A 12,978-nucleotide genomic window follows, 5' to 3' on the forward strand; every position below is an offset into this window, starting at 1 on the left:
TCTGTCCAAAAAACGCTACGAGCACATCCATGTGCGCTTGGCGTCGGTCATCCATGGCCGACGACATTTTTGGACAGAGGGGGCCAACCGGTTCTTCGGAATTCGGAGTTAACGCATAAAGCCAGCATGCTTTTCAGCCGCAGCATGCGAAAAAACAACGGTAGGTCAGATTAGCCGGAGGCGTAATCCGACAAAGAAAGCCAGGCCACCCCGTCAATCTGTCGGGTTACGCCTCCGGCTAACCCTACCTACAAAAGCAACAAAGTTGCCAGCAGGTAGCAATCAATTTGCCGACGTTGGTGGCTGTGTGGGACCGATTTCAGAAAATGTCGTCGGCCAAGGATGGCCGGCGCCAAGCGCACATGGGTGAGGCAAGCGTTTATGAAGCGAAGCTTCATGCGCAGCCGAACGACAGCAATCTGCGATTGCTGGCCGGACCCCGCAAGGGGTGCTCGTAGCGGTTTTCTGAAATCGGTCCCACGCAGCCACCGCCCAAGCTAACGAACGTGCACTCACAATCAGAAGGCACGGGCTAACACCCAGGAGAACAAGAACGTGAAATTCACAGCCGAACACGAAGCCCTGAGAAAAACCGTCCGGGATTTCGTCGAGAAGGAAATCAATCCCCACTGCGACGAATGGGAAGCCGCCGGCGAATTCCCGATCCATGAATTGTTCAAGAAACTCGGCAACCTCGGCCTTCTCGGTATCCAGAAGCCGGAAGAGTATGGCGGCATGGGCCTGGACTACAGCTACAACCTGGTGGCGGCTGAAGAGCTGGGCATGGCCCATTGTGGTGGGGTGCCGTTGGCCGTTGGCGTTCAGACCGATATGTGTACCCCGGCCATCGCCCGTTTTGGCTCCGATGAACTCAAGCGCACCTTCCTGGCCCCGGCGATCGCCGGTGACATGGTCGGCTGTATTGGCGTCAGTGAAGTAGGTGCCGGCTCCGATGTGGCGGGAATGAAAACCACCGCCCGAAAGGATGGCGACGACTACATCATCAACGGCTCCAAGATGTGGATCACCAACAGCCCGCAGTCGGATTTCATCTGCCTGCTCGCCAACACCTCGGACGACAAGCCCCACAAGAACAAATCGCTGATCGTAGTGCCCACCAAAACCCCGGGTATTTCCTTCAGCCCGCACCTGAACAAACTGGGCATGCGCTCCTCGGAAACCGCGCAGATTTTCTTTGACGACGTGCGCGTACCGCAGCGTTACCGGATTGGCGCCGAGGGCACCGGCTTCATGATGCAGATGCTGCAGTTCCAGGAGGAGCGCCTCTGGAGCGCCGCCAACGTGATCAAAGCGCTGGAGAACTGCATCAACAAGACCATCGAGTACTGCCGCGAGCGCAAGACCTTCGGCCAGCCGCTGATCGACAACCAGGTGATTCACTTCCGCCTGGCCGAGCTGCAAACCGAAGTCGAAGCCCTGCGCGCCCTCACCTACCAGGCCTGCGAGCTGCACGTGGAAGGCAAGGATGTAACTCGCCTGGCGTCCATGGCCAAGCTCAAGGCAGGACGACTCGGTCGCGAGGTTACCGACAGCTGCCTGCAGTACTGGGGCGGTAACGGCTATATGTGGGACAACCCGATTTCACGGGCTTATCGGGATGTTCGGCTGGTGTCCATTGGCGGGGGCGCCGATGAAATCATGCTCGGGATTATCTGCAAGATGATGGGGACGCTTCCGGGCAAGAGGCGCGACTGACGCGCTCATCTTGGAGGCAGGCTACCGAGTTGGTGGAACTTTCCAGGACACGCCCGCGAGTACGTCCCTGTAGGGCTCGATCGGGCCATCCATGGCCCTCAACGGTCCTGGAAAGCTCCACCAACCCGGCAGCCCCAAAGTCTTAACGTGGAGTCAGTTATGGATCAGCTACCACATTGCGAAACACTTTTACTGGAGAAACAGGGCCCCACCCTGTTCATCACCCTCAACCGCCCGGACGTTCGCAACGCCATGAGCCTGGAGATGGTGGCGGAACTGTCGGCGGTGTTTACCCAGATCGAAAACGACCTGCACATCCGTGCCGTTGTCATCCGCGGCGCCAGTGGGCATTTCTGTGCCGGCGGTGACATCAAGGACATGGCCGGCGCCCGGGGCCAGAAACCGGCCGAGGGCGAGGCGGATCCGTTCTACCGCCTGAACCGGGCCTTTGGCCAGATGATCCAGCAGGTGAACGAATCCTCCAAGGTGGTTGTCGCGGTCACCGAGGGCGCGGTGATGGGCGGAGGTTTCGGCCTGGCCTGCGTCTCAGACGTCGCCATCGCCGGCCCCACAGCCAAGTTCGGCATGCCCGAGACCTCGTTGGGCGTGATTCCGGCCCAGATCGCCCCGTTTGTGGTGGAACGCATCGGCCTCACCCAGGCCCGCCGGCTGGCCCTGCTGGGTTTGAGAATTGACGCCGCCGAGGCGTGCCGCCTCGGGATCGTTCACCAGGCGGCCACTTCGGGCGAGGAACTGGAAGAGCTGATTGCCAGCACGCTGGATCATGTCCGCCAATGCGCGCCCGTGGCGACCGCGGAAACGAAAGCGTTGCTGCATCGGGTTGGCCACGAACCGATGAGCGGTTTGCTGGACAGTGCGGCCGAGAAATTCGCGGCAGCCATCCGGGGCAGCGAAGGCACGGAAGGCACCATGGCGTTTATGCAAAAACGTCAACCCGCCTGGGCGGGCGATGACTGAGATTGCGGAGCGCGGGAGGTCGGATGTGCCTCCAGAAAATGTTGGAGGCCATGGATGGCCGGAAACAAGCGCACATGGACGTGCTCGTAGCGGTTTTCTGGAGGCACATCCGACCTCCCGTGCGGCCCCACACCCAAGCGAGAGAACAAGAACATGCTGAAGAAACTGCTAGTAGCCAACCGGGGCGAAATCGCCGTTCGGGTCATCCGCACCGCCAAAGCCCTCGGTTACCGCACCGTGGCCGTCTACTCCGAGGCCGACACCAAAGCCCTGCACGTGGAACTTGCCGACGAAGCCGTTTGCATCGGCCCGGCACAGGTGTCTGCCTCCTACCTGAACAGCGACACCATCCTCGATGCCGCCCGCAAAACCGGCGCCGACTGCATCCACCCGGGTTACGGCTTCCTCTCAGAGAACGCCGCCTTCGCCACCGCCTGCAAAGACGCCGGCCTGGTGTTCGTGGGCCCGCCAGCCTCCGCCATTGAACTGATGGGCAGCAAGCGCCGCTCCAAGATCGCCATGCAGGACGCCGGTGTGCCCGTGGTGCCGGGATATGAAGGCTCTGTCAAAGGTAACAGCGCCACCGACGACGAACTCATCGCCGCCGCCAAGGACATCGGCTACCCGCTGATGATCAAGGCCTCCGCCGGCGGCGGTGGCCGGGGCATGCGGCTGGTAGAGAGTGAATCGGAACTGGCCGACAGCATCAAACGGGCCCGTTCTGAATCGAAACAGGCCTTCGGGGATGACGAACTGATCCTCGAGAAAGCGGTGATCGAGCCCCGCCACGTGGAAATCCAGGTGTTTGCCGACAGCCACGGCAACGCCGTCTACCTGGGTGAGCGGGATTGTTCCGTGCAGCGTCGGCACCAGAAAGTGGTCGAAGAGGCGCCCTCCCCCTTCGTAACACCAGAACTGCGCCAGGCCATGGGCGAGGCGGCCGTCAAAGCAGCCCTCGCCTGCAATTACGAAGGCGCCGGCACCGTCGAGTTCCTGGTGGACAAGCACCGCAATTTCTACTTCCTGGAAATGAACACCCGCCTGCAGGTGGAGCACCCGGTAACCGAACTGATTACCGGCCAGGACCTGGTGGCCTGGCAGTTGACTGTCGCGGAGGGACGGCCTCTCCCATTGGCACAGAGCGACATCCGCCTGAACGGTCACGCTATCGAAGTGCGGCTATACGCAGAAGACCCGGCCCACGGGTTCACACCCCAAACCGGGCCATTGCTGGCCTTCGAACCCGCCGAAGGCGAAGGCCTGCGGTTTGATACCGGGGTTCGCTCCGGAGACGCCATCACACCCCACTACGACCCCATGCTCGCGAAGGTGATCGCCTGGGGCCAGAATCGGGACGAGGCGCGCCGCCGGCTGATACGGGCGCTGGAAGACACCGCCGTATTCGGGGTAACCACCAATCGTTACTTCCTGAGCCGGATCATTGCCAACGACACCTTCGGCGCCGGCGAGGCCACAACGGCTTTCCTGCAGCAGGCGTTCGCAGACGACCCGTCGCTGAAGCCCCAGGCACCGGACCTCCGCCAACTGGCCCTGGCGGCCTGCGTGTTCGACCATGGCATTTCGGGCCAGACCGCCTGGAGCAATGCCCCCGCCACCATGACACCGATCAAGCTGGCCAGCGATGATGCTGTTGTCGAGTTACTGGTGACCCGCCGCGGCAACCGCGTGTCTGTCAGCCAGGGCGACGCCCAACATTCTCTGGAGCTGATCCAGAGGAGCGAGGGCCGGTTGTGCATTATCGACAACGGGGTTCGTCAGACTTGCCAATATCACCGCCTTGGCGATTCCCTATATTTGCAGGCGTTCGGGCAAGCCTGGTCGGTGCGGGACATAACCCACCAACCGGCGCAGGCCACCGGTGGCGTCGGCAGCGGCCGCATCCAGGCCAGCATGGACGGCGCCATCATTGATGTGTTGGTGGCCGCTGGCCAGAACGTTCGCCAGGGCGATACGCTGGTGGTACTGGAGGCCATGAAGATGGAGCATCCGGTAAAAGCCGACCGAGACGGCATTGTCCGCGCGGTCCACGCCAGCCGGGGCGACCAGGTAAAGCGCAGCCAGCTGCTGGTGGAAATCACCGCCGACGAAGCCGCCGAACAGGAGAACGACGCATGAGCAGTTTACGCCAACGCACCGTTTTCATTACCGGCGCCAGCCGGGGCATTGGCCGGGCCATCGCCATCGCCTGTGCCCGACATGGCGCCAACGTGGTGATTGCCGCCAAATCGGACACGCCGCACCCGAAGCTGCCGGGCACGATTCACACTGTGGCCGAGGAAGTACGCGAGGCCGGGGGCCAGGCGCTGCCGCTGGTGCTGGATGTGCGGGATGAAAAACAGATTCGTCAACGCATCGACGAGGCCGGTGAGTATTTCGGCGGCATCGACGCCCTGGTGAACAACGCCGGTGCCATCCGGCTCACCGGCGTGGAGAACCTGAAGGTCAGCCGGTACGACCTGATGCATCAGGTCAATGCCCGGGCGGTGATGGCCTGCAGCCAGGCGGCCTTGCCCTGGCTGAAAGAGTCGGATCAGGCCCACATCCTGAGCCTGTCACCGCCCCTGAACCTGGACACCCGGTGGTTCGCCCAGTACGGCCCCTACACCACCACCAAGTACGCCATGACCATGCTGAGCCTGGGCATGGCGGAGGAATTCCGGCGCTATGGCATTGCCGTGAACACGCTCTGGCCGAAAACCCTGATTGCCACCGCCGCCATCGAGTTTGAAGTGGGCGGCCCGAAAATGATGGCCCAGGGCCGTAAGCCCGAGATCATGGCCGATGCCGCCGTCAGCATTCTGACCCGTTCAGCCGAGGCAATGACCGGGCAGAACCTGATTGACGAAGACCTGCTCCGGCAGGACGGCGTCACCGACTTTGAACACTACCGGTACGAACCGGGCGACAAGCCCCTGATGCCGGATCTGTTTCTGGACTGAGCCCGATGCCTGCGTTGTTTCAGGCTCCGGGCCCACACAAGAAGGCACGAACAGAAAACCATGAGCCAAGACAACGTATCCCCACTGGACCTTGCCCGCAGCCTGCCCGGGATTCTGCGGCGTTTGCCCGCCATTACCCGGGGGCTGTATTACTATTCCCTGGACAACGAGAACCGGGAGCTGACCCTAGGCACGCTTATTGAGACCAACGCCCGGAACGTCGGCCAACGGCCTGCGGTGCTGTTTGAAGACCGCGTTATCACCTGGAGCGAACTTAATGGCTGGGCCAACCGCATCGCCCGATACCTGCAGGAGCAGGGACTCACCAAAGGCGACGCCATTGCCGTGTTCCTGGAAAACCGGCCAGAACTGCTCGCGGTGGTGGCCGGCGCCGCCAAGCTCGGCGTTGCCTGCGCCATGCTCAATACGTCCCAGAAAGGCAAGGTTCTCGAGCACAGCATCGGGCTGATCGAACCGAAGATGGTGGTTGTCGGGGAAGAATTGCTGGATAGCTTCGAAGGCATCCGGGCCAATCTCCATACCCGCCATCCCAGACCGTTCCAGTTCCTGGCGGATATCAATACCCTGAACGCCTTTGGCGAGGCCCCGGAGGGCTACACCAACATGGCCGATCAGGTGAGCACCTTCAACAGCGATAACCTGGTGCTGGGCAATCCCCCCAGAATGGGCGATACCGCCATCTATCTGTTCACGTCCGGCACCACCGGCCTGCCGAAGGCCGCGCCTGGCTCACACCGGAAATTCGTCAAGGCCTATGGCGGCTTCGGCCTGATGTCCCTGGCCATGGAACCAGAGGACGTCCTCTACTGCACCCTGCCCCTCTACCACGGCACCGCGCTGCTGGTGTGCTGGGGCTCCGTTCTGGCCGGCGGCTCGGCTATTGCGTTACGCCGCAAGTTCTCCGCCAGCGCCTTCTGGGACGACGTTCGCCGCTACCGCGCCACCACCTTTGGCTACGTCGGCGAACTCTGCCGCTACCTGCTGAACCAGCCCCCCGGACCGCAAGACCGTAACCACAACCTCACCAAGATGATCGGCAACGGCCTGCGGCCCTCCATCTGGAAAGAATTCAAGGACCGCTTCGGCATACAAACCGTCGCCGAGCTCTACGCCTCCAGCGAGGGCAACATCGGCTTCAGCAACTTCTTCAACATGGACAACACCGTCGGCTTCTCCACCGCTCCCTACAAGCTGGTGCAGTTCCACGAAGGCACCCGCGACCCGATACGCGACAAAAAGGGCTTCATGAAAGAAGTGGCCAAGGGCGAGCCCGGCCTGTTGATCGGCGAAATCACCAAGAAGTGGTCGTTCGAGGGCTACACCCAGAAAGACGCCACGGAAAAGTCGATCCTGCGTAACGCCTTCAAAAAAGGCGACGCCTGGTTCAACACCGGTGACGTACTACGGGAAATCGGCTTTGGCCACCTTCAGTTCGTTGACCGCATGGGCGACACCTTCCGCTGGAAGGGCGAAAACGTGTCCACCACGGAGGTGGAAAACATCATCGACGGTTCGGGAATGGTGGAGGAAGCCATTGTCTACGGCGTCGAGATCCCTGGCACAAATGGCAAGGCCGGCATGGTAACCCTGGTGCCCCAGAGCAACGGCAAGCCGTTCGACGTTAACCGCCTGTTCCGCTACCTGCGGGACAATCTGCCGGCCTATGCGGTGCCGGTGTTCGTGCGCGTCACCAACGCCATCGAGAAAACGGGGACCTTCAAGTACCGCAAGGTGGATATCCAGAAGCTCGGCTACTCACTGCGGGATGGCGAATCGGTCTACGCCTGGTTGCCCGGTACCGACGGGTATACTTTGCTGACGCCGGAGCTGGTTTCGGAGATTGACTCTGGGTCGGTCCGGTTTTGATTATTGGCCTCTTGCTTGGGCCCTAGCCTTCTGGGTCTGCGGGCTGCATTGGTGGGGACCACCTCCCAAAAACCGCTACGAGCACATCCATGTGCGCTTGTTTCGGGAGGGGCCACCCATCCTTGCCACCTCCAGACCAGTAAGGCTAGGGCCAGAGCAGCGTCCATACATCAAGAGCTGACTTTAAGCACCACTTTGCCGGTGGCCTTGCGACCAGTAAGAGCCCCCAGCGCCTCGGCGTAATCCTCGAAGTCGTAAACGGCACTGACCTTCGGATCAATCTTGCCTTCGGCGTAAAGCTTCATCAGCTCCATCATGTTCTGGGCGCTCGCCTCCGGCTCGCGCTGGGTGAAGCTGCCCCAGAATACGCCGACCACGGAACAACCCTTGAGCAGCGTCAGGTTGGCGGGGATTTTCGGGATGTCGCCGGCGGCGAAGCCGATAATCAGGTGACGGCCGTTCCAGCCCATGGCGCGCAGGGCCTGTTCGGTGAAGTCGCCGCCGACCGGGTCGTAGATCACATCCACGCCCTTGCTGTGGGTGAGCTTCTTGACCGCGTCTTTGAGGGGCTCTTCGGTGTAATCGATCAGCTCGTCGGCACCGGCCTCTTTGGCGATGGCCAGTTTTTCGGCGGAGCTGGCGGCGGCGATCACCTTGGCGCCCATGGCCTTGCCCAGCTCGACCGTGGCCAGGCCAACACCGCCACTGGCGCCCAGGACCAACAGGGTCTCGCCCGGTTGCAGATTGCCGCGCTGTTTGAGCGCGTAATAGGACGTGCCATACACCATGGTGAACGCGGCGGCCTTCTCATCCGACATGCCGTCCGGAACCGGCAGCAGGTTTTGCTCCGGAACGATCACCTCCTCCGCGAAGGCGCCGTAACCGGTGAGCCCGGCTACCCGGTCGCCCACCTTGAAACGGGTGACCTTGTCGCCCACGGCCACAACTTCTCCGGCCATCTCGCCGCCCGGAGAGAAAGGCATGTTGGGTTTGAGCTGGTATTTGCCTTCGATGATCAGCGTGTCCGGGAAATTCAGGCCGGCGGCCTTCACGCGTACTTTCACGCCGCGCCCTTTCGCTTCGGGGCTGGGGACGTCTTCGATCACCAGTTTATCAGCGGGGCCGTATTCCTTGCAGAGAATGGCTTTCATGAACGCTCCATTGTGTTTGATCCGGGTTACCGGCAGGGGACACCTGCCGATTGATACCCGTCAAGCTAAACAGAGTCAGCCCATGAAGCAAATAAAGATCCTTTATCCTCGCGCATAAACCATGCTTATGCTCAGGCCTTACTTCTCAGAGCATGGAGCCGGCGAAAAGCAGCGCGCCCACAATACAGATTCCCGCCACGATAATGCCCGCCTTGAGGCCACCCGACATTACTTGCGGCTGGTTACCGGTGGCCCGGTCATCATCGTAATTGACCAGTTTTTGGTCCTGGCTGGAGTTGCGGATCAGCTCGATCATTTTCTCGCACTGGTCGGCGGTGAAATTGGCCGGATCAAATGACTCCAGGCCCTCGGCATCCAGGAATTGCCGAACGTCTTTTGAGAGCGGCACGTACTTCATGGACCAGTTACTGAACGTCCGCTCGGTGATCGGTTCCTCGATGAGCGTTTTCACATTGCGATGGCGTTCATCCTTGAGAATTCGACCGTAGGTTTCGCGCACGGCCGACTCGTCACCCTCCAGATACTGGAAAAACCGGTTGTCCCCGTAGTACAGGCCACCGACCAACTGGTCCCTGGCGTTGTTCTTACGAGACGTCATGAGAATCCGGGCGACGTGAGGCTCGACGCCCTTTTCCACCGGTTTGGCCTGGAACGTGGCTTCACTGGCATAAGCCAGACGCATAAGAGACATAGCAACTCCAAACTGAGAGGGTGACAGGATACAGGTAACTCGAATGCAACATACGCTCTGAACTGTCGCCATGGATCACAGTTAAGGAAGATCCCGGGCAAGGCCGCAACCGACCGGGATGAACTGGCCGGTAAATTCCGCTATCCTGCGCGCCCTGGGACCGCTGCCTCGCAACCGTTGCCCGCCCCGCAGGAGCCGACATGGTCGATATCATTTATGTGCTTGAATTGATTGGCATCGCTGCTTTTGCCATTTCCGGCATGATTGTCGCGCGGTCAAAGAATATGGATCCGGTAGGCGTATTTACCATCGGGTTCATTACGGCTCTTGGCGGCGGCACCCTGCGGGACCTGATCATGGACAACCACCCGCTGTACTGGATCAAGCATCAGGAACTGCCCATGCTGATCCTGGCCATGGCCATCGTGTTCAGTTACTGGCAGCGGGCCGAGCGGCTCCGGGAATCCCGCATCCTGCTTCCGGATGCCATTGGCCTGGGCGTGTTCTCTATTCTGGGCGCCCAGCTCGCCCTGGATCTGGGCCACTCCCTGTTCGTGGCTTCTCTGCTGGGTGTGATGACCGGTACCTTTGGCGGTGCCCTGCGCGATACTCTCTGCAATGAGGTGCCCTACATTTTCCGGAAGGACCAGATCTACGCATCCATCTCGTTTGCGGGCTGTTGGGTCTATTTCCTCTGCCAGTGGCTACTTTCCAACGAGGCGCTGCCTCTGACCATCGGCCTGCTGTTCATTGTGATGGTGCGCCTGCTCGCCGTACGCTTTGATATCCGCCTGCAGCGCGATCCCGGCAACCACTAAAGCGAGCCCGAACGGTGACAAACTGTCAGCCGCCCTTGGCCTGAGGCAGCTGAGCCGGTAATATTGCCGTTTTTTCACGCAATTCCCGATTGCCGGCCCGGCCGGACCCAAAACTCCAACTTCCAGCATCCTGTGAGGCAGACATCCGTCATGCTTGAGCGACTGTTCCAACTCCAGGCCCACGGCACCACTGTTCGTAAAGAAGTGGTAGCGGGCGTCACCACTTTCCTGACCATGGCCTACATCATCGTGGTCAACCCCAGCATCCTGTCAGCAACCGGCATGGATTTCGGGGCCGTCTTCGTGGCCACCTGTCTGGCCGCCGTCATCGGCACCCTGATCATGGGCCTCTGGGCGAATTACCCCATCGCTCTTGCCCCGGGCATGGGTCTGAACGCCTTTTTTTCCTTCACCGTCGTTGGCAGCATGGGCTACAGCTGGCAGGTAGCCCTGGGCGCCGTATTCCTCTCCGGCTTCCTGTTCTTCCTGCTCAGCATCTTTCGGGTTCGGGAATGGATCATCAACAGCATCCCCATGTCCCTGCGTTTCGGCATTTCCGCCGGTATCGGCTTCTTCCTGGCACTGATTGCCCTCAAGAACGCCGGCATCGTGGTGGATCACCCGGCCACGCTGGTCGGCCTTGGCGAGGTGAAAGTAGCGGAGAGCCTGCTGTTTTTCGGTGGCTTCCTGCTGATTTGCGCGCTTTCGTTCCGGCAGGTCACCGGAGCCGTTATGATCGGCATTATTGCCGTCACCGGCATTGCCATGATGCTGGGTATGGTGGAATACAAAGGCTTTGTTTCGGCACCGCCCAGCCTTGCGCCCACCTTCCTGCAGCTGGACCTGGCCGGCGCCCTGAATGTGGGCATGGTCAGCGTGATTTTTGCCTTCCTTTTCGTTGACCTGTTTGATACCTCCGGCACACTCATTGGCGCCGCCCAGCGCGGTGGTCTCCTGGACAAGGACGGCAAGCTGCCGCGCCTGGGCCGGGCCCTGATGTCCGATTCCGTGGCCACCATGTCCGGTGCCGCCCTGGGTACCTCCACCACCACCAGCTACATCGAGTCCACCGCTGGCATATCCGCCGGTGGGCGCACCGGCCTGACCGCAGTGGTTGTCGCCGCCCTGTTCCTGGCATGTCTGCTGCTCTCGCCGATCGCAAGTATAATCCCGGCCTACGCCACTGCCCCGGCACTGCTTTACGTGGCAGTTCTGATGGCCAGCGGCCTCAAGCTTATCGACTGGGATGACGTGACAGACGCCGCACCGGCTGTGGTGACCGCCCTGATGATGCCCCTTACGTTCTCCATCGCCAACGGCATTGCCCTGGGGTTCATCACCTACGCTGTCCTGAAGGCCCTGAGCGGGCGCTGGTCTGACCTCAACGCCAGCGTTGTTATCATTGCCATTGTGTTTGTACTGAAATTCATTTTCCTGGACGCGGCCTGATCCGCGTCCGGAATCGTTACCGGATCTGCTATGGATTATTTCTCCGAGAGCATCAAGAAGGCCATCCGCACAGTGCCGGACTGGCCCAAACCCGGCGTGGCCTTTCGCGACATCACCACGGTGCTGCAGGACAAGACCGCCTTCCGCAAGCTGATTGACGCCTTCGTGCACCGCTACCATGGCCACAAGATCGACGCCGTGGCCGCCGTCGATGCCCGGGGCTTCATCATCGGCTCGGCGCTCGCCTACGAGCTCAATGCATCCCTCGTACTGGTACGCAAGAAGGGCAAATTGCCCTTCGACACCCTGGTGGAAGACTACGAACTGGAGTACGGCACCGCCTCCGTGGAGCTGCACAAGGACGCGTTCAAGCCCGGAGACAAGGTGGTTCTGGTAGACGACCTGATTGCCACCGGCGGCACCATGCTGGCCGCCAGCCGTCTGATCCGCCGTATCGGTGCCGAAATCGTGGAGGTGGCGGCAATGATCGATCTGCCGGACCTGGGCGGCTCCCGCAAGCTTCTGGACGAAGGTCTTCAGGTTTATACTGTCTGTTCATTCGAAGGGGACTGACTCCCCAAAAGACGGAGAGTGGCCATGCCGGATTACCAACACCACTGGAAGGACGGTACACCCGTTCATCTGCCACTGGGCAAGATCGTCTGCATTGGCCGCAATTATGCCGAACATGCCCGGGAACTGAACAATCCGGTACCGGACGAGCCCCTGCTGTTCATCAAGCCGTCAACCGCTGCAGTACACATCACCCGCCCCCTGGACTTTCCTAGAGACCAGGGCGAAGTGCACTTCGAAACCGAGTTGGCGGTGCTGATTGGCCGCCCGCTGACCCGAGCCTCCGCCAGCGAGGCCGAAGCCGCCATCCTGGGCTATGGCCTGGCTCTGGATCTGACACTCAGGGATCTGCAATCCCGGCTCAAGGAAAAGGGACAGCCCTGGGAGCGGGCGAAGGGATTCGACGGCGCCTGCCCACTGTCACCGTTCGTGTCGGCAGACCGATTCCCCGGCGACAGCATCCACTTTACCCTGGACATTGATCGCCAGCGTCAGCAAACCGGTGACACCCGCGAGATGCTGAATCCCATCGTGCCGCTGATTGCCCACATCAGCAGCCAGTTCAGCCTTCTGCCAGGCGACGTAGTGCTGACAGGCACGCCCAAAGGGGTAGGCCCGCTGGTATCCGGCCAGACTCTGTCGCTGGAACTGGAAGATCAGTTGTTCGTTGAAACCACCGTGGTCTAACCTGAGGTTCCGGCTAAACCCAAAACCGGTCAGAGACGTACATCTGC

11 protein-coding genes are annotated in these 12,978 nt (G+C 60.9%); 9 read left to right on the forward strand and 2 right to left on the reverse strand.

Features of this window, described 5'->3' with window-relative positions:
- Positions 1-555: 555 nt before the first annotated feature.
- The 5 genes from atuD to BM344_RS05405 all read left to right on the forward strand — a co-directional run bounded on the left by atuD (position 556) and on the right by BM344_RS05405 (position 7,541).
- Positions 556-1,716 carry a citronellyl-CoA dehydrogenase gene (gene atuD / locus BM344_RS05385; RefSeq protein WP_091986889.1) on the forward strand — a complete coding sequence of 387 codons (1,161 nt, stop codon included), beginning with the start codon at positions 556-558 and terminating at the stop codon, positions 1,714-1,716.
- Positions 1,717-1,875: 159 nt separating this feature from the next.
- Entirely contained in the window at positions 1,876-2,694 is an 819-nt protein-coding gene (locus BM344_RS05390) for an enoyl-CoA hydratase/isomerase family protein (protein ID WP_091986892.1), read from the forward strand.
- A gap of 153 nt (positions 2,695-2,847) precedes the next feature.
- Positions 2,848-4,830 (forward strand): acetyl/propionyl/methylcrotonyl-CoA carboxylase subunit alpha, encoded by a 1,983-nt coding sequence (locus BM344_RS05395; RefSeq protein ID WP_091986894.1) that lies wholly within the window; start codon positions 2,848-2,850, stop codon positions 4,828-4,830.
- Positions 4,827-5,654 (forward strand): SDR family oxidoreductase, encoded by an 828-nt coding sequence (locus tag BM344_RS05400; protein ID WP_091986897.1) that lies wholly within the window; start codon positions 4,827-4,829, stop codon positions 5,652-5,654. Before BM344_RS05395 ends, BM344_RS05400 begins: the two co-directional genes overlap by 4 nt.
- Positions 5,655-5,714: 60 nt before the next feature.
- Positions 5,715-7,541, forward strand: coding sequence for a long-chain-acyl-CoA synthetase (locus BM344_RS05405; protein WP_091986900.1), 1,827 nt, complete (start codon positions 5,715-5,717; stop codon positions 7,539-7,541).
- A 170-nt stretch (positions 7,542-7,711) separates the two neighbouring features.
- Here the strand turns inward: BM344_RS05405 and BM344_RS05410 are convergent, their stop codons facing one another.
- A complete protein-coding gene (locus BM344_RS05410; RefSeq protein WP_091986904.1) occupies positions 7,712-8,692 on the reverse strand; it encodes an NADPH:quinone oxidoreductase family protein in 981 nt (326 codons plus the stop codon).
- A 145-nt stretch (positions 8,693-8,837) separates the two neighbouring features.
- Entirely contained in the window at positions 8,838-9,404 is a 567-nt protein-coding gene (locus BM344_RS05415; protein WP_091986907.1) for a BLUF domain-containing protein, read from the reverse strand.
- Between the two features lie 200 nt (positions 9,405-9,604).
- Between BM344_RS05415 and BM344_RS05420 the strand changes: the two genes are divergently transcribed.
- The 4 genes from BM344_RS05420 (at position 9,605) to BM344_RS05435 (ending at position 12,931) form a co-directional block, all read left to right on the forward strand.
- On the forward strand, positions 9,605-10,222 hold the full coding sequence (locus tag BM344_RS05420) for a trimeric intracellular cation channel family protein (RefSeq protein WP_091986910.1): 618 nt from the start codon (positions 9,605-9,607) through the stop codon (positions 10,220-10,222).
- A 150-nt stretch (positions 10,223-10,372) separates the two neighbouring features.
- Positions 10,373-11,671, forward strand: a complete 1,299-nt coding sequence (locus tag BM344_RS05425; protein ID WP_091986914.1) for an NCS2 family permease — start codon at positions 10,373-10,375, stop codon at positions 11,669-11,671.
- Between the two features lie 30 nt (positions 11,672-11,701).
- The gene (locus tag BM344_RS05430) at positions 11,702-12,244 is read left to right on the forward strand and encodes an adenine phosphoribosyltransferase (RefSeq protein ID WP_091986916.1); all 543 of its coding nucleotides are present in this window, start codon (positions 11,702-11,704) and stop codon (positions 12,242-12,244) included.
- Between the two features lie 24 nt (positions 12,245-12,268).
- Entirely contained in the window at positions 12,269-12,931 is a 663-nt protein-coding gene (locus BM344_RS05435) for a fumarylacetoacetate hydrolase family protein (RefSeq protein WP_091986919.1), read from the forward strand.
- Positions 12,932-12,978 lie beyond the last annotated feature (47 nt).

This window comes from Marinobacter gudaonensis, from assembly GCF_900115175.1.
In the GTDB taxonomy this organism is placed as follows: Bacteria; Pseudomonadota; Gammaproteobacteria; order Pseudomonadales; family Oleiphilaceae; genus Marinobacter; species Marinobacter gudaonensis.

Coding starts and splice junctions, on each gene's coding strand:
- BM344_RS05390 (WP_091986892.1), top strand. CDS start 1,876: ATGGATCAGCTACCACATTGCGAAACACTTTTACTGGAGAAACAGGGC.
- BM344_RS05395 (WP_091986894.1), top strand. CDS start 2,848: ATGCTGAAGAAACTGCTAGTAGCCAACCGGGGCGAAATCGCCGTTCGG.
- BM344_RS05400 (WP_091986897.1), top strand. CDS start 4,827: ATGAGCAGTTTACGCCAACGCACCGTTTTCATTACCGGCGCCAGCCGG.
- BM344_RS05405 (WP_091986900.1), top strand. CDS start 5,715: ATGAGCCAAGACAACGTATCCCCACTGGACCTTGCCCGCAGCCTGCCC.
- BM344_RS05410 (WP_091986904.1), bottom strand. CDS start 8,692: ATGAAAGCCATTCTCTGCAAGGAATACGGCCCCGCTGATAAACTGGTG.
- BM344_RS05415 (WP_091986907.1), bottom strand. CDS start 9,404: ATGTCTCTTATGCGTCTGGCTTATGCCAGTGAAGCCACGTTCCAGGCC.
- BM344_RS05420 (WP_091986910.1), top strand. CDS start 9,605: ATGGTCGATATCATTTATGTGCTTGAATTGATTGGCATCGCTGCTTTT.
- BM344_RS05425 (WP_091986914.1), top strand. CDS start 10,373: ATGCTTGAGCGACTGTTCCAACTCCAGGCCCACGGCACCACTGTTCGT.
- BM344_RS05430 (WP_091986916.1), top strand. CDS start 11,702: ATGGATTATTTCTCCGAGAGCATCAAGAAGGCCATCCGCACAGTGCCG.
- BM344_RS05435 (WP_091986919.1), top strand. CDS start 12,269: ATGCCGGATTACCAACACCACTGGAAGGACGGTACACCCGTTCATCTG.